Origin of the sequence: Streptomyces sp. NPDC058955, assembly GCF_042741435.1 — a bacterium.
Taxonomy (GTDB): Bacteria; Actinomycetota; Actinomycetes; order Streptomycetales; family Streptomycetaceae; genus Streptomyces.
This window is the reverse complement of the sequence record NZ_JBHYKM010000103.1, coordinates 4979-29670: the sequence shown is the minus strand read 5'-3', so window position 1 is coordinate 29670 and position 24692 is coordinate 4979. Positions and strand designations below refer to the sequence as shown.

23 protein-coding genes are annotated in these 24692 nt (G+C 72.3%); 17 read left to right on the top strand and 6 right to left on the bottom strand.

Annotated features, from left to right (window positions below):
• The first annotated feature begins 118 nt into the window (after positions 1-118).
• From ACFW1I_RS29945 to ACFW1I_RS29910, 8 genes are all read left to right on the top strand, one after another.
• Positions 119-766: an HAD family hydrolase gene (locus tag ACFW1I_RS29945; RefSeq protein WP_384675764.1), complete on the top strand. Its 648-nt coding sequence runs from the start codon at positions 119-121 to the stop codon at positions 764-766.
• Positions 767-809: 43 nt separating this feature from the next.
• Complete coding sequence (locus ACFW1I_RS29940; protein WP_384675762.1) at positions 810-2006, top strand: MFS transporter; 1197 nt, start codon at positions 810-812, stop codon at positions 2004-2006.
• Positions 1975-3150 (top strand): acetoin utilization protein AcuC, encoded by a 1176-nt coding sequence (locus ACFW1I_RS29935; RefSeq protein WP_384675760.1) that lies wholly within the window; start codon positions 1975-1977, stop codon positions 3148-3150. Before ACFW1I_RS29940 ends, ACFW1I_RS29935 begins: the two co-directional genes overlap by 32 nt.
• A gap of 81 nt (positions 3151-3231) precedes the next feature.
• On the top strand, positions 3232-4047 hold the full coding sequence (locus tag ACFW1I_RS29930; protein ID WP_384675758.1) for a phosphatase: 816 nt from the start codon (positions 3232-3234) through the stop codon (positions 4045-4047).
• A 127-nt stretch (positions 4048-4174) separates the two neighbouring features.
• On the top strand, positions 4175-4384 hold the full coding sequence (locus ACFW1I_RS29925) for a helix-turn-helix domain-containing protein (RefSeq protein WP_030495139.1): 210 nt from the start codon (positions 4175-4177) through the stop codon (positions 4382-4384).
• A gap of 152 nt (positions 4385-4536) precedes the next feature.
• The gene (locus ACFW1I_RS29920; protein WP_003948845.1) at positions 4537-4635 is read left to right on the top strand and encodes a 30S ribosomal protein bS22; all 99 of its coding nucleotides are present in this window, start codon (positions 4537-4539) and stop codon (positions 4633-4635) included.
• A gap of 156 nt (positions 4636-4791) precedes the next feature.
• Positions 4792-5862 (top strand): NAD-dependent epimerase/dehydratase family protein, encoded by a 1071-nt coding sequence (locus tag ACFW1I_RS29915; RefSeq protein WP_384675756.1) that lies wholly within the window; start codon positions 4792-4794, stop codon positions 5860-5862.
• A 15-nt stretch (positions 5863-5877) separates the two neighbouring features.
• The gene (locus ACFW1I_RS29910; RefSeq protein WP_384675754.1) at positions 5878-6912 is read left to right on the top strand and encodes a lysophospholipid acyltransferase family protein; all 1035 of its coding nucleotides are present in this window, start codon (positions 5878-5880) and stop codon (positions 6910-6912) included.
• Between the two features lie 81 nt (positions 6913-6993).
• Here the strand turns inward: ACFW1I_RS29910 and ACFW1I_RS29905 are convergent, their stop codons facing one another.
• From ACFW1I_RS29905 to ACFW1I_RS29895, 3 genes are all read right to left on the bottom strand, one after another.
• Entirely contained in the window at positions 6994-8259 is a 1266-nt protein-coding gene (locus tag ACFW1I_RS29905) for a DUF5667 domain-containing protein (RefSeq protein ID WP_384675752.1), read from the bottom strand.
• A gap of 362 nt (positions 8260-8621) precedes the next feature.
• Positions 8622-9407 carry an ECF subfamily RNA polymerase sigma factor, BldN family gene (locus tag ACFW1I_RS29900; RefSeq protein WP_031013670.1) on the bottom strand — a complete coding sequence of 262 codons (786 nt, stop codon included), beginning with the start codon at positions 9405-9407 and terminating at the stop codon, positions 8622-8624.
• Positions 9408-9883: 476 nt separating this feature from the next.
• Positions 9884-10852 (bottom strand): HAD family hydrolase, encoded by a 969-nt coding sequence (locus tag ACFW1I_RS29895; RefSeq protein ID WP_384675749.1) that lies wholly within the window; start codon positions 10850-10852, stop codon positions 9884-9886.
• 93 nt (positions 10853-10945) lie between these two features.
• Between ACFW1I_RS29895 and ACFW1I_RS29890 the strand changes: the two genes are divergently transcribed.
• From ACFW1I_RS29890 to hemB, 6 genes are all read left to right on the top strand, one after another.
• Complete coding sequence (locus tag ACFW1I_RS29890) at positions 10946-11236, top strand: glutaredoxin family protein (protein WP_319008501.1); 291 nt, start codon at positions 10946-10948, stop codon at positions 11234-11236.
• A 272-nt stretch (positions 11237-11508) separates the two neighbouring features.
• On the top strand, positions 11509-12297 hold the full coding sequence (locus ACFW1I_RS29885; protein ID WP_384675747.1) for a redox-sensing transcriptional repressor Rex: 789 nt from the start codon (positions 11509-11511) through the stop codon (positions 12295-12297).
• Entirely contained in the window at positions 12294-13649 is a 1356-nt protein-coding gene (locus tag ACFW1I_RS29880) for a glutamyl-tRNA reductase (RefSeq protein WP_384675745.1), read from the top strand. The genes ACFW1I_RS29885 and ACFW1I_RS29880 overlap by 4 nt, the downstream gene beginning before the upstream one ends.
• Positions 13646-14632 carry a hydroxymethylbilane synthase gene (gene hemC, locus ACFW1I_RS29875; protein WP_384675743.1) on the top strand — a complete coding sequence of 329 codons (987 nt, stop codon included), beginning with the start codon at positions 13646-13648 and terminating at the stop codon, positions 14630-14632. The genes ACFW1I_RS29880 and hemC overlap by 4 nt, the downstream gene beginning before the upstream one ends.
• Positions 14629-16299 (top strand): uroporphyrinogen-III synthase, encoded by a 1671-nt coding sequence (locus ACFW1I_RS29870; protein ID WP_384675741.1) that lies wholly within the window; start codon positions 14629-14631, stop codon positions 16297-16299. The genes hemC and ACFW1I_RS29870 overlap by 4 nt, the downstream gene beginning before the upstream one ends.
• A gap of 134 nt (positions 16300-16433) precedes the next feature.
• Positions 16434-17438 carry a porphobilinogen synthase gene (gene hemB / locus ACFW1I_RS29865; protein ID WP_384675739.1) on the top strand — a complete coding sequence of 335 codons (1005 nt, stop codon included), beginning with the start codon at positions 16434-16436 and terminating at the stop codon, positions 17436-17438.
• Positions 17439-17460: 22 nt separating this feature from the next.
• On the opposite strand, the gene ACFW1I_RS29860 is transcribed toward hemB, so the two are convergent.
• A complete protein-coding gene (locus tag ACFW1I_RS29860; protein WP_384675737.1) occupies positions 17461-18321 on the bottom strand; it encodes a DUF4253 domain-containing protein in 861 nt (286 codons plus the stop codon).
• 173 nt (positions 18322-18494) lie between these two features.
• Between ACFW1I_RS29860 and ACFW1I_RS29855 the strand changes: the two genes are divergently transcribed.
• Positions 18495-18767: a DUF1876 domain-containing protein gene (locus ACFW1I_RS29855; RefSeq protein WP_031013683.1), complete on the top strand. Its 273-nt coding sequence runs from the start codon at positions 18495-18497 to the stop codon at positions 18765-18767.
• Positions 18768-18779: 12 nt separating this feature from the next.
• On the opposite strand, the gene ACFW1I_RS29850 is transcribed toward ACFW1I_RS29855, so the two are convergent.
• Positions 18780-19475, bottom strand: a complete 696-nt coding sequence (locus ACFW1I_RS29850; RefSeq protein WP_384675734.1) for a DUF4232 domain-containing protein — start codon at positions 19473-19475, stop codon at positions 18780-18782.
• Positions 19476-19742: 267 nt separating this feature from the next.
• Here ACFW1I_RS29850 and ACFW1I_RS29845 point away from each other — a divergent pair, with 267 nt between their 5' ends.
• Positions 19743-20882 carry a helix-turn-helix domain-containing protein gene (locus ACFW1I_RS29845; protein ID WP_384675732.1) on the top strand — a complete coding sequence of 380 codons (1140 nt, stop codon included), beginning with the start codon at positions 19743-19745 and terminating at the stop codon, positions 20880-20882.
• A gap of 19 nt (positions 20883-20901) precedes the next feature.
• On the opposite strand, the gene argS is transcribed toward ACFW1I_RS29845, so the two are convergent.
• Entirely contained in the window at positions 20902-22665 is a 1764-nt protein-coding gene (gene argS / locus ACFW1I_RS29840) for an arginine--tRNA ligase (RefSeq protein WP_384675730.1), read from the bottom strand.
• A 255-nt stretch (positions 22666-22920) separates the two neighbouring features.
• Between argS and lysS the strand changes: the two genes are divergently transcribed.
• Positions 22921-24642 carry a lysine--tRNA ligase gene (gene lysS, locus ACFW1I_RS29835; RefSeq protein WP_384675728.1) on the top strand — a complete coding sequence of 574 codons (1722 nt, stop codon included), beginning with the start codon at positions 22921-22923 and terminating at the stop codon, positions 24640-24642.
• The last annotated feature ends 50 nt before the right edge of the window (positions 24643-24692 follow it).

The following is a 24692-nucleotide window of genomic DNA, read 5'->3' as shown; positions in this document are numbered from 1 at the left end:
TGCAGGGGGGACCCTGTGGGTGTGTAGGACGCCGCCGAACAATTTTTAGCCTCAACCCCCGGACTTCGTCCGGGGGTTGAGGCATTTTTGCGTTCAGGACCGGATCTAGGCTGGGCCCATGCGCTACGACCTGGTCATCTTCGACAACGACGGCGTGCTCGTCGACAGCGAGCCGCTCTCCAACCGGTTGCTGGCCGGCTACCTCACCGAGCTCGGGCACCCCACCACCTACGAGGACTCGCTCCGCGACTACATGGGGGCCGCCATCCACCGGGTCCACGACCTCGTCCTCGAACGGACCGGGCAGCGGCTGCCCGAGGACTTCGACGCCACCTTCCACGCGCGGGTCTTCGCCGGGTTCCAGGAGGAACTGGAGCCGGTGGAAGGGGCGGTGGACGTGCTCAAGCGGCTGGTGGCCGGAGGCGTTCCGTACTGTGTGGCCTCGTCCGGGAGCCATGAGCGGATCAGGGTCGGGCACCGGAAGACCGGGCTCGACGCCTGGTTCCCCGAGGACGTCGTCTTCAGCGCCGAGGACGTCGGGAAGGGGAAGCCGGCGCCGGACCTCTTCCTCCACGCGGCCGAGCGGATGGGCGTGGCGCCCGAGCGGTGCGTCGTCGTCGAGGACAGCCGGCTCGGCGTGCAGGCGGCGGTGGCCGCCGGGATGGACGTGTACGGGTTCACGGCGATGACGCCGGAGGACCGGCTGGCGGGGGCGCGCGGGTTCTTCTCCCGGATGGACGAACTGCCCGGCATTTTGGGTCTGTGATCCATCTACCCATCGGTAGGTGACGGGCCTACGCTGTGCCGCCATGACCGATGTGCGGCTGCGGCGGGGGCGGTCCTCGCTCGCCTTCAGTTTTCTCGTCCAGGGCGTGGCCTTCGCCCTGCTCGTGACCCGGATACCCGGGATCCAGGACCGGTACGGGATCTCCGACGGGCTGCTGCCGCTCTTCCTGGCGGCCGTGCCGATCCTCGCCGGGGTGGCCAGCGTGGCGACGGAGAAGCTCGTCGCCCGGGTGGCGCCCTCGGTGGTGCTGCGGTGGTCGCAGCCCGTCGTCCTGCTGGCCCTGCTGGGCGTGGGCGCGGGGGACGCGCTGTGGATGGCGGCGGTGGCGCTCGGCGTGTTCGGGCTCGCGGTCGGCGCGCTCGACGCGTCCATGAACATGCTGGGGGTGAGCCTCCAGCGGGCGTACGGCCGGAGCATCATGCTCGGCTTCCACGCCGCGTACAGCCTCGGCGGGATCGCCGGGGCCTCGCTGGCCTGGGCGGGGGCGCACTGGCACCTGTCGCTGTTCTGGTCGTACCTGCCGGTGGTCGTGGTGCTGGCGCCGGCGGCGTTCCTCGGCAGCCGGTGGTACGTGGACGGCACGGCCGTCCCGGGCGGTGCCGGCGCGGCGAAGGGCGGGGCGCTGTCGTTCCGGCTGCTGCTGCCGCTGTGCCTGGTGATGACGTTCGCGTACATCGGGGACTCGACGGTCTCCAACTGGTCGGCGAAGTACCTCCAGGACGTCCTCGGCAGCTCGGAGGAGGCGGCGACCGTCCCGTACAACGCGTACATGGTGACGACGTTGCTCGGGCGGGCCGTGGGCGACCTCGGGGTGCGGTACTTCGGGGCCTCGGTGGTCGTGCGGGCCGGGGCGGTGCTCGCGGCGTGCGGGTTCGCGCTGGTGGCGGTGGCGACGTCGGCGTGGGTGGGGATCGCCGCCTTCACGGTGCTGGGGCTCGGGCTGAGCGTGATCGTGCCGCAGACCTTCGCGGCGGCGGGCCGGCTCTTCCCGGAGCACAGCGACGCCGCCGTCGCGCGGCTCAACGTCTTCAACTACGTCGGCTTCCTCGTCGGATCGCCGCTCGTGGGGGCGCTCGGGGACGCGTGGAGCTACCGCGGGGCGATGCTCGTGCCGATGGTGCTCGTCCTGGTCACGGTGGCGTATGCCACGTCGTTCGGCGCGCGGGAGGCCCGATACGGTGGCGGGCATGAGCGGCCGCGCACTGTTGATGTGGGATGAAGCTGTCACGGGGTACGACTTCGGGCCCCAGCACCCGATGGACCCGGTGCGGCTCGCACTGACCATGGGGCTGGTCCGGGGCTTCGGGCTCGACCGGGCGGTGGACGTCGTCGCCGCCAAGCCGGCCGGGGAGTCGACGCTGCGGCTCGTGCACCGCGAGGACTACGTGGCCGCGGTGAAGGCGGCCTCGGCCGATCCGCGCCGCGCCGACCAGGCGTACGGGCTCGGGACCGTCGACGATCCGGCCTTCGAGGGGATGCACGAGGTGTCCGCGCTGATCGCCGGGCAGTCGGTGGCGGCGGCGGAGGCCGTGTGGCGGGGCGAGGCCGAGCACGCGGTGAACTTCGCCGGCGGGCTGCACCACGCGATGCCGGGCGGCGCGGCCGGGTTCTGCATCTACAACGACGCCTCGCTGGCCATCGCCCGGCTGCTCGAACTGGGCGTGGAGCGGGTCGCGTACGTGGACGTCGACGTCCACCACGGCGACGGGGTGCAGGCGGCGTTCTGGGAGGACCCACGGGTCCTGACGGTCTCGCTGCACGAGCACCCGCGGACGCTGTTCCCGCAGACCGGCTGGCCGGAGGAGACCGGGGCGTCCGGGCCCGGCGAGGGCGGCGCGGTGAACGTGGCGCTGCCGGCCGGGACCGGGGACGCGGGCTGGCTGCGGGCCTTCCACGCGGTCGTGCCCGAGCTCCTCGCCGACTTCCGGCCGCAGGTGCTCGTCACCCAGCACGGCGCGGACACCCACTTCGACGACCCGCTGGCGCACCTGGCGGTGTCGCTGGACGCGCAGCGGGCGGTGCAGGAGGCGTGCCACGAGCTGGCGCACGCGTACGCGGACGGCCGGTGGGTGGCGCTGGGCGGCGGCGGATACGCGGTGGTCGACGTCGTACCGCGGTCGTGGACGCATCTGGTGGGGATCGCTGCGCACGCGCCCGTGGCGCCGGAGACGGTGGTCCCGTCCTCGTGGCGGGACGAGGTGTACGCGCGGACCCGGCAGCTGGGGCCCGGGCGGATGACCGACGGGCGGTGGCCGGTGGGCTTCCGGGAGTGGTCGGAGGGGTACGACCCCGCGGACCGGCTGGACCAGGCGGTGCTCGCGACCCGGCGGGCGGCCTTCCCGCTGCGGGGCCTGCTCGCCTAGCTCGCCCAGCTGTTACGCCAACTGTGCGGCGTACAACGGATTCTGACGCTCCGGCAGTGACGATCCGGCAGCATCGGGAGGGTGTTGAGTACCGGGGCGCTGCGGGCGCATCTGTTGGCGGCGGGGTTGGCCGGGACGGTGGCGACGTCGCGGGAGGAGAGCCTGCGGAGCTACCGGCTCTTCGCCGCGCGGGATCCCCGGGTGACGCTGGGGCTGGTGCCGGCCGGGGGCTGGGACGAGGCCGAGCTGCTGCGGCTGATGGCCGAGAAGTGCGGGGTGTCGGGGGATCCGGCGCACCGCACGGGTCCGGACGTGATCGACCCGGAGCGGACGCTGGGCCGGCTGGACGCCTTCGCGGGGCGGCTCGCGGCGGCGGCCGCCCGGCGGGCTCCGGTGCTGTTCGGGACCGGGCATCCGCACCGGCTGCTCGGTTTCTACGCCGCTCTCGCAGACGCCCTGTCGGCGGCGGGATGTGATGTCCTCACCCCGGCGCAGGGGCGATGTGTCGACATAACGACCCGGTTCGGTCTACGCACGTACCGCGTCGACTACGTACGCGGCGTCGCGTTCGTACGGGAGCCGGGGCCGTCGGAGGGCGGGCGCGAGCCGGGGGCGCACTCGCACTCGGCGCTGCCGGTGCGGGCCGCGCTCGAAAGCGCCGCGGAGGCCGGCGGGCCGCTGCCGGAGCTGGTCGTCGGGGACCACGGCTGGGTCTGCGGCGCTGGTCAGCTGGGTGTCGAGGCGATCGGATTGGCCGACACGGACGATCCGGCGCTGTTCGTCGGGGAGGCCGAGGGGCAGGTGGCGGTGGCCGTCCCGCTGGATGACGGGGTGCCCTCGGCGTACTACCGTCCCCTGACGCGCTATGTACTCAATCGAGCGTGTCTGTCACGGTAAACGGGCGATAGGGGCTCCTCTTCCCCACTCGTACCACCCGCCCCTAGTCTGCTTCGTGAGCGTTCGACGACGAAGAGTCACCGGAGGGGAAGCCGGTGGGCGTCTCGGCGGAAGGTACAGGTGGGTCATGGCTGCTGGCGATCGGCCTCTCAACGAGGTCAAGTTCCTGACTGTGGCGGAAGTCGCCGCGGTGATGCGCGTGTCGAAGATGACCGTGTACCGCTTGGTGCACAGCGGTCATCTGCCGGCGATCCGGGTGGGCCGGTCCTTCCGGGTCCCGGAGCAGGCGGTTCACGCGTACCTGAGGGAGTCGTACGTGGGGGTGGGGACCGCGTAGCGGGCGCGCGGCCGACCTGCGGCCGAACGGCGGGTGAGCCGCGTCCGGCCCTCGGATTACTCGTGTGGTGCCAGGGGCGGTAGGCTGACCCCTCGTAGGTCGTGTGGGCCCAGACGCCCCGCACCAGTGAGAAGAAGTGAGCGAGGGTAGTCGTGGGCTCTGTTATCAAGAAGCGGCGCAAGCGGATGGCCAAGAAGAAGCACCGCAAGCTGCTCAAGCGCACGCGCGTTCAGCGTCGCAACAAGAAGTAAGACCGGTGGCCGCGCGAGCGGCTTCCGTGTGTGACAAGGCGTGGCCCTTCACCGTCCTCGGTGAGGGGCCACGTTTTCATTGCGCCGAAACCCGCAGGCGCTACGGTGGCGGCTACGGGTAAGAACGGACGGAAGTTCGGACGGAAGGCGCTGATCTTGGGCAAGGTCGTGCTCGTCACCGGTGCCGCCCGGCATCTGGGGGGCCGCTTCGTGCGGCGGATCCAGCGGGACCCGGAGGTGGAGCGGGTGGTGGCCGTGGACGCGGTCGAGCCCGGGCATCCGCTGGGGGCCGCCGAGTTCGTCCGGGCGGACATCCGCCGGCCGGCCATCGCCAAGGTGCTCGCGGAGCACGAGGTGGACACGGTGGTGCACCTCGACGTGACGGGGACGGCGCTGGGCGCCGGCGGCCGGACGTCGGTCAAGGAGACCAACGTCATCGGCACCATGCAGCTGCTCGGGGCCTGCCAGAAGTCGCCGCGGATCGGGCGGCTGGTGGTGAAGTCCAGCACGACCGTCTACGGCTCCGCGCCCCGGGATCCGGCGGTCTTCACCGAGACGACCCCGGCGAAGTCGCTGCCGAGCGGTGGTTTCGCGAAGGACGCGGTCGAGGTCGAGGGCTATGTACGGGGCTTCGCCCGGCGGCGGCCGGACGTGGCGGTGTGCGTGCTGCGGTTCGCGAACATCCTGGGGCCGCGGGTGGAGTCCCCGCTGACCGAGTACCTGTCGCTGCCGGTGATGCCGACGGTCCTGGGGTACGACCCGCGGCTGCAGTTCGTCCACGAGGACGACGTGATCGACGTGCTGCGGCTGGCGGCGCAGGAGCCGCGCCGGGCGTCGCTGAACAGCGGGACCTTCAATGTGGCGGGCGACGGGGTGCTGCTGCTGTCGCAGTGCGCGCGGCGGCTGGGGCGGCCCACGGTGCCGGTGCTGCTGCCCGCGGTGACCTGGGTGGGGTCCGCGCTGCGGACGGTGGGGCTGACCGACTTCGCGCCCGAGCAGATCCGGCTCCTCACGCACGGGCGGGTCGTCTCGACCGCGCAGATGCGGGAGGTCCTGGGCTTCCGGCCGCGGTATTCGACGGCGGAAGCCTTCGCGGACTTCGCGGCGAGCCGGGGCCCGGGGCTCCTGCCGCCGGAGCGGCTCGCGGGGGCGGTGGACCGGCTGGCCGGCCGGGTCGCCCCCGGGGCGGGTCCGATCCCTTCCGGTGACTCTCACGACGGTGCCTGAGGAGCAGCGACAGCGATGGCGGACGCCAAGGTGATTCCTTTCGACGACGACCGTTCGCGGGCCAGGCGGCGGCCGGGGCGGCCCGAGGAGCCGTCCGCGGCCGGGACCGGTCCGGCGGCGGTACGGGCGCTGCCGGGGGCACGGGAGGTGCCGGACGGGACGCCCGCCGAGGAGCCGGCCGAGGAGCCGGTCGCGGAGGGGGCCGACCGGACCGGCTGGGAGCGGAAGCTGGCGGGCGGGCTGGCGTTCCTGCGGCGGCGGGTCACGGGCGAGTACGAGGTCGACGAGTTCGGTTACGACGCCGAGCTGACCGACCAGGTGCTGATGTCGCTGCTGCGCCCGCTGTACGAGAAGTACTTCCGGGTGGAGGTGAGGGGCGTCGAGAACATCCCGGAGAAGGGCGGGGCGCTGATCGTCGCGAACCACTCCGGGACGCTGCCGCTGGACGGGCTGATGATGCAGGTCGCGGTGCACGACCACCATCCGGCGGGCCGGCATCTGCGGCTGCTCGCGGCGGACCTGGTCTTCGTGCTGCCGGTCGTCAACGAGCTGGCGCGGAAGGCGGGGCACACCCTGGCGTGCGCGGAGGACGCGGAGCGGCTGCTGCGGGCGGGTGAGGTCGTCGGGGTGATGCCGGAGGGCTTCAAGGGGATCGGGAAGCCGTTCTCGGAGCGGTACAAGCTCCAGCGGTTCGGGCGGGGCGGTTTCGTCTCGACGGCGCTGCGGGCGGGGGTGCCGATCGTGCCGTGCTCGATCGTGGGCGCCGAGGAGATATACCCGATGATCGGGAACGCGAAGACGCTGGCGCGGCTGCTGGGGCTGCCGTACGTGCCGGTCACGCCGACCTTCCCGTGGCTGGGGCCGCTGGGGATGCTGCCGCTGCCGACGAAGTGGACGATCCAGTTCGGGGAGCCGATCCCGACGGACTCGTATCCGCCGGAGGCGGCGGAGGACCCGATGCTGATGTTCAACCTGACGGACCAGGTCCGGGAGCAGATCCAGCACACGCTGTACAAGCTGCTGGTGCAGCGGAGGTCGGTGTTCTTCTAGGCCGGTGTTCTTCCCGGTCTGGGTTCTTCCGGGCATGGAAGAAGGGGCGCCCCCCGTCCGTGGGGGCGCCCCTTCTTCTTGTCAGCGAGCGTCCTCGCTGTCGATGCCGAGGCCCGGAAGGAGGCCCGGCAGGAGTGGCGGGATGGTGACGTCCGGGGGCGTGGGGGTGGTCTGGCTGTCCTCCGGGGCGGTGGTCGTGCCCGTGGGGGACGGCAGGAGGCCGCCGGTGTCGCCGCCGAGGAGTCCGTCGTCCTCGGGGGAGGTGGTGCCGGTCTCGGCGCCCGGGCTCGGGGTGGTGCCGGTGCCGGTGTCCGTCTCGCCGCCCGTGCCGGCGCCCTGGGTGGTGCCGGAGGGCCGGGGGGTGGTGGCCGAGGGGCTGCCCTGGGTGGGGGCGTCCCGGGTGGCCGGGGGCTGCTGGGGGTCCGTGCCCTGCTGGTGCTGCCGGGCGGTGGGGCTGCTGCTGGAGCCGCCGGGGTCGACCGCGCCCGTCTCGGGGGTGCGGGGCAGCATCGACTGGAGCGGCTCGACCTCCTGGTCTATGGCGTCGAAGACGTCGGTGACCTCTTCGCCGACGTCGGCGAGCTGGACGGGGAGGCGGCCGCGCAGGCCGTCCCAGGTGTCCCGGTGGGCCTGGGCGAAGGAGTTCAGCCGGGCCATCGGGGCGATCTCGCCGTCCCGGTCGTACGCCTGGCGGAGCAGCCGGTGGCCTTCCTCGGCGTCGTGTTTCATGCCGCCGAGGGCGCGGCGGATCTCGCCGAGGGACTCGTGGTCGAGCTCGCCCGAGCGGGCGCGCTCCATGAGCCGGCGGGCCTCGCTGAGCCGGGTGGACGCCTGGTCGAGGTAGATGCCCCCGCGGTCGGCGTCGTCGTCGGCCATGCCGAGCTTGAGGTCCTCCATGCCCCGCTTGAGCCCGTAGAGCGAGTCACCGGGGAGGGCGTCGGAGCTGGCGGCGGCGACGCCGCCGAAGGCTCCGGCCGCCACACCGACGGTGAGGCCGCCCGCGGCGAGTCCCTTGCTCCAGCGGGAACGGGGGCGGAGTTTCCGCAGGGGGGACGCCCGGTGGGCGCCCCTCGTGGTCCGCTGTTCCGGGACGGTAGGGCCCGCGGCGGCCGTCCCCTGGGCGAACATCGCCTCCATGGCGGCGACGAGCTGGGCTCGCTGCACCACCTTGACCTCGGGGTCGAGCTCCGGCTTCGGCAGTTCGCCGAGACCGCTCGCCAAGGCCAACAGCCGTCCCTGGTCGCCCGTGTCGGCCGTGGGGTCGGGCCGGTCGGCCTCGCCCTCGGGCGTCCGGTCCTCCAGGGCCTGGGCGAAGGCGTTCGCCCGCCGGTGCACGTTCGCGATCACTGGCGGCACCTCCTCTCGTCATGACGGTCGACTCCCCAAGGGGTCCGGAAGGTTGCCCGCCTTGAGCAGATCCACACGAACGAGTGAGTGTCTGCGGGCAGGGCGTGACCACAGGGAGCCTGCATTTCGCACAACGAGCGGCGCGGCACTTGGGTTACGCGCGAAAGATGATCGGACCAGTGCGTCATCGATGCGTCACCGACTGTGATTTGGGACGGGCAGTGGTGGCGTGGGGGGAGGGGTGCGGGTGAAGTACGGGTGAGGGGGACAAGTGGCTTCACTGGGGACGGGGCCGAGGGGGACGTGAACGGGGGAGGGGTACGCGGGGGAGAGCGGTGGCGGCGGTCGGCGGCCCGGGTGGGCTAGCGGGCGTCTTCGGGCAGGAGCCGGGCGAGGGTGCGGACGGCCCGGTACTGGAGGGTCTTGATGGCGCCCTCGTTCTTCCCCATGACCCGCGCGGTCTCGGCGACCGAGAGGCCCTGGAGGAAGCGGAGGGTCACGCACTCCTGCTGCTGGGGGTTGAGGCGGCGGACGGCGTCGAGGAGCGCGGCGTTGGAGAGGGACTCGAGGACGGAGTCCTCCGGGCTGCGTTCGACCTCGTTGGCGTCGAGCATCTCGCCGGTGGTGACCTCCAGCCGGAAGCGGCTGGACTTGAAGTGGTCGGCGACCAGGTTGCGGGCGATGGTGACGAGCCAGGCGCCGAAGTCGCGGCCCTGCCAGGTGAAGGTGGAGATCCGGCGCAGGGCGCGCAGGAACGTCTCACTGGTGAGGTCCTCGGCCGTCGCCTTCCCGCCGACGCGGTAGTAGATGTACCGGTAGACGGTGTCGCTGTACTGGTCGTACAGCCTGCCGAACGCCTCGGCCTCGCCGGCCTGGGCGCGCTCGACCAGGTCCATCATGCGGGCGCTGTCGCTGTCGGCGGTGGGGCGTCGGGCGGTGGCCGGGCTTCCGGCGCCCCCGCGCGCGCCCCGTCTGCCGACGGCGGCACCGCCGTCGGCCAGGGCATAGCAGGGGCCGGCGGGTGCCGGTGCGGCGAAGGCGAAGGCAGGACCGGCGTACGCGGTGGGGACGAAGCCACGCAAGTGGTCGAGGACCGTTGCGCGCAGCGTAGCCAGGCCCGAGGCGTCAACCCCGACGTGTGGGTACACGGGACTCCCAGAGGCAGAGCTTCCATCACGTGCAGTGCGGAGCCGTTCACTCGTCGTGGCGACGGGAGGGTTCCGCTGTGCGTCTGAGGAGAATAACGCTTCGTACAGGCAGCGCTACACCCAGTTGCCTAAATCATCGATTACGTCGCTTCAGTTATAGGTTGCGGACGGATCAAGTCGCACTTGGTGACCGGTTATTGATCGAGTGACTTCCGAGTGTGACTGCGTCGGCGTTGCGTTGTGCTCATGTGCGGTAGAGGAGAGTGATCCGGGCCGCTCCTGGGTAAGGGCGCGGGAATGCCCGGGAGTCCAGGGGTGCGCGACTGTTCGACCACGGACGGGTGAGTCCCTTTGGTCCGTGGTTGTCGCAGATGATCGCAGCCGAAACGTATCGGCACGGGCGTGGCGCGCCGGAAACGCGGGGGAGTTCGGGTACGGGGCGGTGTCCCGCCGTACCGGGGGCCGGAATTCGGCGGTCAGCGGCGCCGGCGGTGCAGGGCGACCGCGGCGGCGGTGCCGCCGGCGACGGCGCCGAGGCCCGCGGCGGCCGGGATGCCGATCTTCGCCGCCTTGCGGCCGGTCCGGTAGTCGCGCAGCCGCCACTCGCGGTCCCTGGCGTGCCGGCGCAGCTTGGTGTCCGGGTTGATCGCGTACGGGTGCCCGACGAGCGAGAGCATCGGGATGTCGTTGTGCGAGTCGCTGTACGCGGCGCAGCGGGCGAGGTCCAGGCCCTCGGCGGCGGCCAGCGCCCGTACCGCCTCGGCCTTGGCGGGGCCGTGCAGCAGCTCGCCGACCAGCCGGCCCGTGTAGACGCCGTCCACCGACTCCGCGACCGTGCCGAGCGCGCCGGTCAGGCCGAGGCGGCGGGCGATGATCGTGGCGGTCTCGACCGGGGCGGCCGTCACCAGCCAGACCTTCTGGCCCGCGTCGAGGTGGGCCTGGGCCAGGGCGCGGGTGCCGGGCCAGATCCGGTCGGCCATGTACTCGTCGTAGATCTCCTCGCCGATCGACATCAGTTCGGAGACGCGGTGGCCCTTGACGATGGAGAGCGCGCTGTCGCGGGCCTCCTGCATGTGGGCCGGGTCCTCGACGCCGGCCAGCCGGAACCAGATCTGCGCCCAGGCGAAGCGGGCGAGTTCGCGGCGCTGGAAGAACTTCCGCTTGTACAGGCCGCGGCCGAAGTGGAAGATCGCGGCGCCCTGCATCACGGTGTTGTCGAGATCGAAGAAGGCGGCCGCCCGTACGTCGCCGACGACCGGGAACTCGGGCTCCTCGGGGGCGGCTTCGGAGGCGCGGGCGGCTTCGAGGGCGGCGGCCTCCTCCTCTCTCTCCTGTTCCAGCTGGAGCGAGGTCTTGCGGGCCGCCTCGGCGGCGGCCTCGCCTGCGAGGACGCTGCGCGCGGTGGCGGAGCGCCTACGGGGGGTGAGCCATCCCAGAGCGGCCATGTCTGGAGCATAGCCAGTCTGTTCGGTCCTTCCCGACTTGTGGGGATGCCGTCGTGTGAACAGTGCGGGTCCCCACCGTGACCGGGCGGGACAATGGACGGCATGTTCGGACGTACCAAGAAGAAGGACGCGGCCAAGGACCCGGCCGCGCGGACCGTGACGCTGATCGGCAAGCCGGGGTGCCATCTCTGCGACGACGCCCGGGCGGTGATCGAGGCCGTGTGCGCCGAGACCGGGGCGCGCTGGGAGGAGCGGGACATCCTCCAGGACGAGGCGCTGTACAAGGAGTACTGGGAGCAGATCCCGGTCGTGCTGGTCGACGGGGAGCAGCACACCTTCTGGCGGGTGGACCCGGAGCGGCTCCGGCGCGAACTGGGTGCCTGACCGAAAGCCGGTTACCATCATGGACGTTTTGTAGGCATTCGGGGGCCACGTCGTGAGGAGTGTGTGCGGCTTTGCCCCCTTCGGCAGCTCGACGCGTCGCACCGTGCGACGGTTCCGTGGCGGCGAGAACCGGTCGCGTGACCCCGGTCACTTTGGCCAGACAAAACGGACACCATCTTTGTGCACGCGTTCACAAAGACATAGCCTGCATTCGACGGGGCGGTCTTGGGACGCATGGCCGCCTGCAGCCCCGCTCATCCCGCAGGAGCACCGTGGCAACTGGCCGAACTCACCGACCGGCGACCCGTAGCCGAGGAATTCCCGAGGCCACCGTCGCCCGTCTTCCGCTGTATCTGCGCGCCCTGACCGCGCTGTCGGAGCGCTCCGTACCCACGGTCTCCTCGGAGGAGCTCGCGGCCGCGGCCGGCGTCAACTCCGCGAAGCTGCGCAAGGACTTCAGCTACCTCGGCTCGTACGGCACCCGCGGTGTCGGCTACGACGTCGAGTACCTCGTCTACCAGATCTCCCGCGAGCTCGGTCTGACCCAGGACTGGCCCGTCGTGATCGTCGGCATCGGCAACCTCGGCGCCGCGCTCGCCGGTTACGGCGGCTTCGCCTCCCGGGGCTTCCGCGTCGCCGCGCTGATCGACGCCGACCCCGCCATGACCGGCCGTCCGGTCGCCGGGATCCCCGTCCAGCACAGCGACGACCTCGAGAAGATCATCGCCGAGGACGGCGTCTCCATCGGCGTCATCGCGACCCCGGCGGGCGTCGCCCAGGCGGTCTGCGACCGGCTCGTCGCCGCCGGCGTCACCTCGATCCTCAACTTCGCCCCGACCGTGCTCTCCGTGCCGGACGGCGTCGACGTGCGCAAGGTGGACCTCTCCATCGAGCTCCAGATCCTCGCCTTCCACGAGCAGCGGAAGGCCGGCGAGGAGCCGGGCGACGAGTCCGCCCCGACGGCCGCCGCCCCCGCGGTGCCGCCGGCCGCGACCCGTACCACCGCCGAGGGCGGCCGCAAGGGACCCGACGGGGACGTCCCCGCGGTGATGCCGGCATGAGTCTCCTCGTCGTCGGTCTGAGCCACCGCAGCGCTCCCGTCTCCATCCTGGAGCGGGCCTCGCTGCCCTCGGACACCCAGGCCAAGCTCCTCCAGGACAGCCTCGCCGCCGAACCGGCCGCCGAGGCCACCGTCCTCGCCACCTGCAACCGCATCGAGCTCTACGCCGACGTGGACAAGTTCCACGCCGGGGTCGCCGAGCTCTCCACGCTCCTCGCCCAGCACAGCGGCGTCGGCCTGGAGGAGCTCACCCCGTACCTCTACGTGCACTACGAGGACCGGGCCGTCCACCACCTCTTCTCGGTGGCCTGCGGTCTGGACTCCATGGTCGTCGGCGAGGGCCAGATCCTCGGCCAGATCAAGGACGCCCTCGCCCTCGGCCAGGACCTGCACACCGCGGGCCGGCTCCTCAACGACCTCTTTCAGCAGGCCCTGCGGGTCGGCAAGCGCGCCCACAGCGAGACCGGCATCGACCGGGCCGGGCAGTCGCTCGTCACCTTCGGCCTGGAGCAGCTCGCCCAGGACACCGGGGTCGAGAGCTGGGCCCGCGGCAAGAAGGCCCTGGTCATCGGCGCCGGCTCGATGTCGTCGCTGGCCGCCGCGACCCTCGCCCGCGCCGGGGTCGCCGAGATCGTCATCGCCAACCGCACCCTCGCCCGCGCCGAGCGGCTCGCCGAGATCCTCGCCGAGCCCGGCGGTACGGGCGTGGCCGCGCGCGCGGCCGAGATGGTTGCCGTCGGCGACGAACTGGGCCGGGCGGACATCGTCGTCTCCTGTACCGGCGCCACCGGACTCGTCCTCACCGGCGACGCGATCGAGGCCGCGGCCGCGCACCGCGACGAGCCGCTGTACCTGCTCGACCTCGCCATGCCCCGCGACATCGACGCCGCCGCCCACCGGATCCCCGGCGTCCGGCTCGTCGACATCGAATCGCTCGCCGACGCCTCCGCCGACGCGCCCATGGCCAACGACGTCGACCAGGTCCGGGGCATCGTCTCCGACGAGGTCGCCGCCTTCGGCGCCGCCCAGCGCGCCGCCCACATCACCCCCACCGTGGTCGCCCTGCGCACCATGGCCGCCGACGTGGTGGCCAGCGAGGTCGCCCGCCTCGAAGGCCGCCTCCCCGGCCTCGACGACAAGCAGCGCGCCGAGATCACCCAGACCGTGCGCCGCGTCGTCGACAAGCTCCTGCACGCGCCGACCGTGCGGGTCAAGCAGCTCGCCAGCGAGCCCGGCGGCGCCGGGTACGCGGACGCGCTGCGGACACTCTTCGACCTCGACCCGGAGACGGTGGCGTCCGTCTCCCGGGCCGACCTGAATGACGCCGACGTCAAGAACCGAGGGCGAGTATGACCGAGAGGGCACTGAGGCTCGGGACCAGGCGCAGCAAGCTCGCCATGGCCCAGTCCGGGCACGTGGCCGACGCCGTCCGGCAGGCGACCGGCCGGCCCGTCGAGCTCGTGGAGATCACCACCTACGGGGACACCTCCCGTGAGCATCTCGCGCAGATCGGCGGCACCGGCGTCTTCGTCGCCGCCCTGCGCGACGCGCTGCTCGACGGCGAGGTCGACTTCGCCGTCCACTCCCTGAAGGACCTGCCGACCGCGCAGCACCCCGACCTGGTGCTGGCCGCGATCCCGCGGCGCGAGGACCCGCGCGACGTCCTCATCGCCGGCGACGGCCTCTCGCTCGACCGGCTCCCCCGGGGCGCCCGCGTCGGCACCGGCTCGCCGCGCCGCATGGCCCAGCTGCACGCGTACGCCCGCAGCCACGGCCTCGACCTGACCTGCGTCCCGATCCGCGGCAACGTCGACACCCGCGTCGGCTACGTCCGCAAGGGCGAGCTCGACGCCGTCGTCCTCGCCGCGGCCGGACTCAACCGCATCGGCGGCACCGAGGAACTCCTCGGCGGCCTGTCGGCCGAGCACCTGCCGGTCGACTCGGTCCTGCCCGCCCCCGGCCAGGGTGCCCTGGCCGTCGAATGCCTGGCGTCGAACTCCGACCTCGTCGCCGCGCTCTCCGCTCTCGACGACCCGCAGACGCGGGCCGCCGTGACCGCCGAGCGATCCCTGCTCGCCGCCCTCGAGGCCGGCTGCAGCGCACCCGTGGGCGCGCTCGCCGACATCCTCGCCGACGGTCCCGGTCACGGGCAGGTTGTCACCGAAATGCGCCTGCGCGGCGTCGTCGGCACCACCGACGGCTCGACGCTGGTGCAGCTGTCCACCACCGGTCCCGTTCCCACCTCGCACGACGAGGCGGCGGCGCTCGGACGCGAACTCGCGGCCGAGATGCTCGCCAAGGGTGCGGCCGGTCTTATGGGGGAGCGAGCACTTTGAGCCCCACCAGCCCGACCACCAGCCCCGTGCCCCCCGTCTTCGCGGGCCACGGCCACGTCACCTTCCTCGGCGCAGGCCCAGGCGACCCCGGACTCCTGACCCTCCGGGCCGTCGAGGCCCTGGCCGGAGCGGACGTCCTGATCGCCGAGCCGGAGGTCCTCGACGTCGTCCGCTGCCATGCGCGCGCGGGCGTGAGCACGCCTGAGCTGACGGTTGTTGTAGAGGCGTCAACAACCGCCGGTGTCCCCGTGTTGAGGGATGCGACCAATCTTGTCATGGAGGCCGCGCGCGGCGGCAGGCGGGTCGTCCGTGCGGTGACCGGCGACCCCGGCCTCGACGGCAACGCCGGCGCCGAGATGCTCGCCTGCGCCGCCGAGGGCATCCCCTTCGAGGTGGTGCCCGGCGTCGCGACCGTGGTCGGCGTCCCCGCGTACGCCGGTGTGCCGCTCCGCGACGAGCAGGGCACCGACGTCCGCTTCGTCGACGCGCGGACCGCCGACGACCGGTGCTGGGCCGAGGTCGGCGCCTCCGACGGCACCGTCGTCGTCTCCACCTCGCTCGACGCGGTCGCCGCGGCGGCCGGTGAACTGGTGGCGGCGGGCCGCAAGCCGGACACCCCGCTCACCGTCACCATCGCCGGCACGACCACGCGCCAGCGGACCTGGAACGCGACCCTCGGGACGATCGCCCAGGTCTTCAAGCAGGGCAAGGTGCTCCCCTCGCCCGAGGGCCACCGGCCGGTCATAGCCGTGGTCGGCGAGCGCAGCGCCCCGGCGCAGCGCGACCAGCTCTCCTGGTTCGAGTCCAAGCCGCTCTTCGGCTGGCGGGTGCTCGTGCCGCGCACCAAGGAGCAGGCCGCGTCGCTCTCCGACCAGCTGCGCTCGTACGGTGCCGTGCCGCACGAGGTGCCGACCATCGCGGTCGAGCCGCCGCGGACCCCGCAGCAGATGGAGCGGGCCGTGAAGGGGCTGGTGACGGGCCGCTACGAGTGGATCGCCTTCACCTCCGTCAACGCGGTCAAGGCCGTCCGCGAGAAGTTCGAGGAGTACGGACTCGACGCCCGCGCCTTCGCCGGGATCAAGGTCGCGGCGGTCGGCGAGCAGACGGCCGCGGCGCTGGTCGACTTCGGTGTGAAGCCGGACCTGGTGCCGAGCGGCGAGCAGTCCGCCGCGGGTCTCCTGGAGGACTGGCCGCCGTACGACCCGGTCTTCGACCCGATCGACCGCGTCTTCCTGCCGCGGGCCGACATCGCGACCGAGACGCTGGTCGCGGGGCTCATCGAGCTCGGGTGGGAGGTCGACGACGTCACCGCCTACCGGACCGTGCGCGCGTCGCCGCCGCCGGCGGACACGCGGGAGGCGATCAAGGGCGGCGGCTTCGACGCGGTGCTCTTCACGTCGTCGTCGACCGTGCGGAACCTGGTCGGCATCGCCGGCAAGCCGCACAACGTGACCGTCATCGCCTGCATCGGGCCGGCCACCGCCAAGACGGCGGAGGAGCACGGGCTGCGGGTCGACGTGCTGTCGCCCGAGCCGTCCGTGCACAAGCTCGCGGAGGCGCTGGCCGAGTTCGGCATCCGGCGGCGGGAGGCCGCGCTGGAGGCGGGCGATCCGGTGACCCGCCCGAGCGAGCGCCGCCCGGGCGCCCGCCGCCGCCGCACGACGTAACGAGGCGCGCCCTCCCGGCACCACCTCGCCCTTCCGGCGCGGGTTCCCCTTGCGGGGGCCCGCGCCGCTGCCGTGGTGGGGGCGGCAACAGGGTGTCGGTAAGTGGGGGGCGGTGCCGGGCGTAGATTCGGGGGATGAACTCGTATGGAAGCTTTCCGGGGGCGCGGCCGCGACGGCTGCGGACGACGCCCGCCATGCGGCGGATGGTGGCCGAGACCCGCCTGGACCCGGCCGACCTGATCCTGCCCGCGTTCGTGCGCGAGGGCGTCACCGAGCCCGTGCCGATCGGCGCGATGCCCGGCGTCGTCCAGCACACGCGGGACACGCTGCGCCGCGCCGCCGTGGAGGCGGTCGAGGCGGGGGTCTCCGGGATCATGTTGTTCGGCGTGCCGGAGGAGGCCAAGAAGGACGGCCTCGGCACGGCCGGGACCGACCCGGACGGGATCCTCCAGGTCGCCATCCGGGACGTCCGCGCCGAGGTCGGCGACGAGCTCGTGATCATGTCCGACCTCTGTCTCGACGAGTACACCGACCACGGCCACTGCGGCGTCCTCGCCGAGGACGGCCGGGTCGACAACGACGCCACCCTGGAGCGGTACGCCGAGATGGCGCAGGTCCAGGCCGACGCCGGCGTCCACGTCGTGGGCCCCTCCGGGATGATGGACGGCCAGGTCGGCGTGATCCGGGACGCCCTGGACACCATCGGCAAGGAGGACGTGTCGATCCTCGCGTACACAGCGAAGTACTCCTCCGCCTTCTACGGCCCCTTCCGCGAGGCCGTCGGCTCGTCCCTCAAGGGCGACCGCAAGACCTACCAGCAGGACCCGGCCAACCTCCGCGAGTCGATGCGCGAGCTGGCGCTGGACCTGGAGGAGGGCGCGGACATGGTGATGGTGAAGCCCGCCGGGCCCTACCTGGACGTGCTCGCGAAGGTCGCCGAGGCCGTGGACGTGCCGGTCGCCGCGTACCAGATCAGCGGGGAGTACGCGATGGTCGAGGCCGCCGCGGAGAAGGGCTGGATCGACCGCGACAAGGCGATCCTGGAGACCCTCACGGGCATCCGCCGGGCCGGCGCCAGGATGATCCTCACCTACTGGGCCACCGAGGCCGCCCGGATGATCTCCGCCGGAAGCCGGTGACCGGGTCTGATCGGGGCGGGGCCTAGTCCCACCAGAAGACCCAGACCGGGGCGTTCAGCAGGGCCTCCCTCGCGTATGCGCGCAGGGTGTCGTGGTCGCCCTGCGTGATGTTGTCCGGGCAGAACGCGAAGTGCTCCGCCGCCAGTGCCTCGGCCTCCTCCACGGTCCGGGGCGGCGCGGCCACCGAGACCACCAGGGTGGCGGGGGCGAGCGCCACGACCCGGGCGCCGAAGCGGTCCTCCCAGGAGCGCAGCACCGCGCACAGCCGCGCCACGTCGTCCTCGTGGTTCAGCGGCCCCGACCAGCCGATGACCGCCGGTATGTCGGCGCTGCGGCGCGCCGGGACCAGGGCCGGCCGGGCCTCCTCCATCCAGGAGCCCGGCTCGGTCAGCGCCGCGGCCGCCGCGGCGGCGGCCCGGTCCGGGTCGGTGCGCAGGGGCCGCGCCGGGGCCAGCCCCGGCCAGCCCGCGGCGTACGGCGCCACGATCTCCTCGTACGCGGGCTGCTCGCCGAACAGCTCCGCCACGGCGGCGGTCATGGCGGGGTCCCGCGCCTCCTCCGGTATCTCCGAGGCCAGGTACTCCTCCCAGAGCTCGGCGAGGACCTCGTCGGCGTCGTGGTCCGCCGGGTCGCTCGTCGCCTCCGGCATCAGATGCCACTCCTCCAGGTCGTCGTCGCCGGCCAGCAGCACCGACAGCAGCCCCGCCGTGCGGGCCGCCGGGCGCAGGGCGGCCCAGCCGCCGGGACCCGCCGGGGCGTGCCCGGACCAGAAGGACGGGTCGTCCGACGGGCCCGTGAGGTCCCCCGGCGGCAGGTCGAGGCCGAGGGAACGGCCGGCGGGGTCGGACACGAGCCGGGGCAGCTGGTTCGGGATCATCGCCATGATCAGAACGTACGGGCCGACACTGACAACGGCCGGGGCGACGGCGGGGACGAGGGCCCGGCGGGGGCCGGGCGAGGGCCGGAGCGAAGTGGTGGGGCGAGTGGTGGGGGCGCAGGGGACGGCGCACTCTGGAGGGGTAGCCGACAGGTACCTCGGTGGAGGTGATCCTCATGATGCACACGCTTGTCGGATGGCATGTGGAGATGGAGTTCAAGGAGGAGGGTGACCGGACGCGGGCCGCGGCCATGGTCCGGCTCACCGACGGCACCGAGTTCCGGGCCCACGGCACCGCGAACCGGCACCCCTCCGATCCGGACCAGCTCAGGGTGGGCGAGGAGATCGCCGGTGCCCGGGCGCTCATGGACCTGGCCTCGCAGCTGCTCCAGAAGGCGCACGCGGAGATCGACGAGGTGTCCGGCCGGACGTCGTACCCGATCAACCGCTAGCGCGCCGGCACCCTAGAACTGGAGGGCGTCCTCGAACTCCCGCTGCCAGTACGAGACGGCGGCGCCGTCGTCCACGTACGTGCCCTCCGGCGCCGTCACCGTCACCATGCTGTCCACGGTCAGGTTCACCTTGATCGTGCGGACGGTCATGCCGTGGGTGTCCGCGCCCGGCTCCCCGGTCAGGATCAGGGACGCGTAGGCCGATTCCCCGGGTGCCAGGCTCACCACGGCCTGCGGCTTGCTGTCCTCGATGACCCTGATCGGCGCCTGGCTGTGGTCGAAGCCGACCAGCGGCGCGCCGACGGCGTCGCAGGCGCGGGCGCCGGTGTTGGTGACGGTCAGCGCGAGGTGGTTGAGGGGGCGGCTGACCTTGCTCGCCACGACCTTCACGTCGGCGGCGGTGCAGGGGCGGAGGGCTCCGCTCTCGTCGGCCCCGGTGGTGGGGCGGGAGGCCGGGGCCGCGGTGGTGGCCGGCGGTGCGGTGTTCGTCTTGCGCGGGGCCGCTGTCGTCGGGGCCGCTGTGGTCGGGGCGGTCGTGGGCGTGGGCGTGGGTGCGGCCGTGGGCTGCGTTGGCGTGGCCGTGGCCTGGGTGGGTTTCGTCGGTGCCGGGGCCGTCGCTTCCTGGTCGGACGACTGGCAGGCGGTGAGGGCGAGGGCCGCGGCCAGGGCGGCGGCGGGCAGGGCGAGGCGGCGGGCGGTCGTACGCATGGTGGTTCCCCCGTGGGCGGATCGGTCGGTCAGTGGCCGTCGAGCAGGGTGATCACGATCGCGGTGCAGATGATCAGCACCGTCACTGCCAGGGCGTCGGTGACGCGGCTGTTCGGCATGGCTTCATGCTGCGAGCCGGTGTGACCCGCTGTCGACGGACGCGGGACAATGGGGGACGTTGGAACGCTTCCACCCCCTGTGACCTGGGGAGACGTACCTCGCCCGGAACGCGTTCCTGGGACGCCGACGGTGACGGGGGAGCGACGGATGGACACCGGGGACCGGTTCGCCGGGCTGCTGAAGGGGCTCAAGGAGCGGTCGGGGCTGAGTTACGGGGCGCTCGCCAAGCGGCTCCACGTCAGCACCTCGACCCTCCACCGGTACTGCAACGGCGACGCCGTCCCGACCGACTTCGCCCCCGTGGAACGGCTCGGCCGGCTGTGCGGGGCCACCCGCGAGGAACTCGTCGCGCTCCACCGCGCCTGGATCGTCGCCGACGAGACGCGGGGGCGGGGCGTCGAGCCGGTCGAGCCGTCGCCCGTGGAGCAGGTGGAGCCCAGCGAGTCCAGCGAGTCCATCGGACCCGTCGAGCCCATTGAGCCCATTGAGCCCATTGAGCCCGTCGAGTCCGTCGTCGTCATGACGTCCGAGACCGTCGGGGGCGGCGCGCCCTCCCGGGGGCGGTTCCGCAGCGGCCTCGCCGCCGTGGCGGTCGTCGCGCTCGTCGTGCCCGGGGCCTACCTCGTGGCGCGGGACGGGGAGAAGGAGCCGCGCGGCGGCGCGGTCGCGGTGCCCGCTCCGCTGAACGCCGGCGTCAGCTCGTACAACTGGGCCGCACCCTGCGGCCAGTACTACGTCCTCGACCAGAAGCCGGAGCACGTGCCCCCGCCGCCCCCGCCGCAGGACACCCGCCCGTGGGCCCGCGCGCTCGGCGGCGTCGACGGCGGGCACATGCAGCTCCAGGTCACCGTCACCGGACGCACCCAGGAACCGGTCGTGCTGTCACGGCTCAGCGTCCGGGTCGTCGAGCGCGACCGGCCGCCGGAGCGGGCCGCGTACTCCATGGGCGACGGTTGCGGCAGCGGGGTCACCCCGCAGACCTTCGACGTCGACCTCGACGCGCCCCGGCCGTACGTGAAGGCCGTCGCCGGACAGGACGGCGACCGGGTCGTGCCCGCGAAGGACTTCCCGTACAAGGTCGCCACCGGGGACCCGCAGGTCCTCAACCTCGACGTCCACACCGAGGAGTACGCCGCCGCCTGGTACCTGGAGCTGGAGTGGAGCACCGGGGACAAGAAGGGGACCGTACGCATCGACGACGGCGGACAGCCCTTCCGGACCAGCGCGATCGAGGGCCGTACGGTCTACGGCTACTGGGCCGACAAGGGCGAGTGGGTCGCTCAGTGACCCACCCGCCCCGGCGGCGTCAGAGGCGCTCGGGCGTCCGGATGCCGAGCAGGGCCATGCCCTGGTGGAGCGTGCGGGCGGTCAGGTCGCACAGGAAGAGGCGGTTCTCGACCTGCTCCGGGGTGTCCGCCTTGAGGACGGGGCACTCCGAGTAGAACGTCGTGTACTGCGACGCCAGCTGGTAGAGGTACGCGGCCAGCTTGTGTGGGGCGTACTCCGCAGCGGTCTCCGCGATCACCTCGCCGAAGCCGTCCAGGTGCAGACCGAGGGCCCGCTCCGACGGCGCCAGCTCCAGCTCCGGGTGGGCGGCCGGCTTCGCGTCCCCGGCCTTCCGCAGGATGGACTGGATACGGGCGTACGCGTACTGGAGGTACACGGACGTGTCGCCGTTGAGCGAGACCATCTGGTCCAGGTCGAACTTGTAGTCGCGGGCCGCCGAGGTCGACAGGTCCGCGTACTTCACCGCGCCGATGCCCACCTGGGCACCCCGCTCGGCGATCTCCTCCTCGGTGAGGTCCTGGGCCTTCTCGCGGACCACTGCCGAGGCGCGGTCGATCGCCTCGTCCAGCAGGTCCACCAGCCGGACCGTCTCGCCCTCACGGGTCTTGAACGGCTTGCCGTCCTTGCCGAGGACCGTGCCGAAGGCCAGCTGGACGGCCTTCACCTCGTCGTTCAGCCAGCCGGCCCGGCGGGCCGTCTCGAAGACCATCTTGAAGTGCAGCGACTGGCGGGCGTCCACCACGTACAGCAGGCTCGTCGCCTTCAGGTTCTGCACCCGGTCGCGGATGGCGGACAGGTCCGTCGCCGCGTAGCCGAAGCCGCCGTCGGACTTCTGGACGATCAGCGGGACCGGGTTGCCGTCCGGGCCCTTGATGTCGTCGAAGAAGACGCACAGCGCGCCCTCGGAGCGGACCGCGACGCCCGACTCCTCCAGGATCCGGCAGGTCTCCTGGAGCATGTCGTTGTACCCGGACTCGCCGACGATGTCGGGGTCCCGGATGTCCATGTCGAGCTTCTCGAAGACCGAGTAGAAGTAGATCTTCGACTCGTCGACGAACCGCTGCCACAGGGCGAGCGTCTCCTCGTCGCCGGCCTGGAGGTCGACCACGCGGGCGCGTGCCCGGGTCTTGAACTCCTCGTCCGCGTCGAACAGCGCGCGGGACGCCTTGTACAGCCGGTTCAGGTTCGACATGGCCTCCTCGCCGGAGACCTCCGCGCCCTGCTCCTTGTGGTCCAGCTCGTGCGGGTGCTCGATCAGGTACTGGATGAGCATGCCGAACTGGGTGCCCCAGTCGCCGATGTGGTGCCTGCGGACCACGGTCTCGCCCGTGAACTCCAGGATCTCCACCATCGCCGCGCCGATCACCGCCGAACGGAGGTGGCCGACGTGCATCTCCTTCGCCACGTTCGGCTGCGCGTAGTCGATGACCGTGGTGCCCGCCGACTCGTTCGGCGCCACGCCGAGGCGCGCGTCGGCGGCGCGGGCCGCCAGGGTCCGCACGATCGCCGCGTCCGACACGGTGATGTTGAGGAAGCCGGGGCCCGAGACCTCGATCTCCTGCAGCACGTCGTTCGCCGGGATGGCGTCGACGACCTTCGTCGCCAGCTCGCGCGGGTTGCCCTTGAGCTGCTTGGCCAGCGCCAGGATGCCGTTGGCCTGGAAGTCGGCCCGGTCGCTTCGTCGCAGCAGCGGGTCGGCGGAACCGGCCTCCGGCAGGGCTGCCGAGAGACCTTCCGCGAGGCGCTGCTGCACGGTCGAAGCGAGGGAAGGGACCGAGGCCATGAGCTTCCGTTCCTGTTGTGTCGTGTCCGGGTGTCCCGGTGGTCTATATCGCTTGTCAAGTGTCCCATGGGTGGGCAACGTGTTTTCCCCGACCTTCCCCGGCCGTTCCCCGGCTGTGGACAAGCCGCGCCCGACGAGAATCCCGCCTGTGGACAACCTCGGAGCGGCTGGTTCCGTCTGGGACAATGACTGGTGTAGGGCTTAAAGACTCCGAGGGATTTCCCGCAAGGATCTGGAAAGAAGGACGTACCGACCGTGGCTCAGAGCAGCACCGAGACCGACTGGGTCTCCCGTTTCGCGGACGAGGTCATCACCGAGTCGGAGCGACGTGCGCCTGGCAAACCGGTCGTCGTCGCCTCCGGCCTCTCCCCCTCCGGCCCGATCCACCTCGGCAACCTCCGCGAGGTCATGACCCCGCACCTGGTCGCCGACGAGATCCGCCGCCGCGGGTACACCGTCCGCCACCTCATCTCGTGGGACGACTACGACCGCTACCGCAAGGTGCCGGGCGGCATCGAGGGCATCGACGAGTCCTGGGCCGAGCACATCGGCAAGCCCCTGACCTCCGTCCCCGCCCCGGCCGGCTCGCCCCACCCGAACTGGGCCGAGCACTTCAAGGCCGCCATGGTCGAGGCCCTGGCCGAGCTCGGCGTCGAGTACGACCCGATCAGCCAGACCGAGCAGTACACCTCCGGCGCCTACCGCGAGCAGATCCTGCACGCCATGCGCCGCCGCGGTGACATCGACGCCATCCTCGACCAGTACCGGACGAAGAAGGCCCCCAAGAAGCAGTCCCAGAAGCCGGTCGACGAGGCCGAGCTGGAGGCCGCCGAGGGCTCCGGCGCGGCCGCCGAGGACGACGGCTCCGGCGGCGGCGCCGGGTACTTCCCGTACAAGCCCTACTGCGGGCAGTGCGAGAAGGACCTCACCACCGTCACCTCCTACGACGACGACACCACCGAGCTGTCCTACACCTGCACCTCCTGCGGCTTCGCGGAGACCGTCAAGCTCAGCGAGTTCAACCGCGGCAAGCTGGTGTGGAAGGTCGACTGGCCCATGCGCTGGGCCTACGAGGGCGTCATCTTCGAGCCCTCCGGCGTCGACCACTCCTCGCCCGGCTCCTCCTTCCAGGTCGGCGGGCAGATCGTCACCCTCTTCGACGGCGTCCAGCCCATCGGCCCCATGTACGCCTTCGTCGGCATCAGCGGCATGGCCAAGATGTCGTCCTCGAAGGGCGGCGTCCCCACCGCGGCCGACGCGCTGGAGATCATGGAGCCCCAGCTGCTCCGCTGGCTCTACGCCCGCCGCAAGCCCAACCAGTCGTTCAAGATCGCCTTCGACCAGGAGATCCAGCGGCTGTACGACGAGTGGGACAAGCTGGAGGCCAAGGTCGCCGACGGCACCGTGCTGCCCGCCGACGCCGCCGCGTACACGCGTGCCGCCCGCACCGCGGCCGGCGAGCTGCCGCGCACCCCGCGCCCGCTCCCGTACCGCACCCTCGCCTCGGTCGTCGACATCACCGCCGGCCACGACGAGCAGACCCTCCGGATCCTCACCGACCTCGACCCGGAGTCCCCGGTCACCTCGCTCGACGAGGTCCGGCCGCGCCTCGACCGCGCCGAGAACTGGATCACCACCCAGGTCCCGGCCGACCAGCGCACCATCGTCCGCGAGGAGCCCGACACCGCGCTCCTCGGCTCCCTGGACGACGAGGGCCGCGAGTCGCTCCGCCTGCTCCTGGACGGCCTCGACAGCCACTGGTCCCTCGACGGCCTGACCACCCTGGTCTACGGCGTCCCGAAGGTGATGGCCGGCCTCACCCCCGAGGCCAAGCCCACGCCGGAGCTGAAGGTCGCCCAGCGCGCCTTCTTCGCCCTGCTCTACAAGCTCCTCGTGAGCCGCGAGACGGGCCCCCGCCTGCCCACCCTGCTCCTCGCCGTCGGCGCGGACCGGGTGCGCAAGCTGCTCGGCGCGTGAACTGACGCGTGAACGAAGGGCCGCTCCCCTCGCGGGGAGCGGGCCCGCGG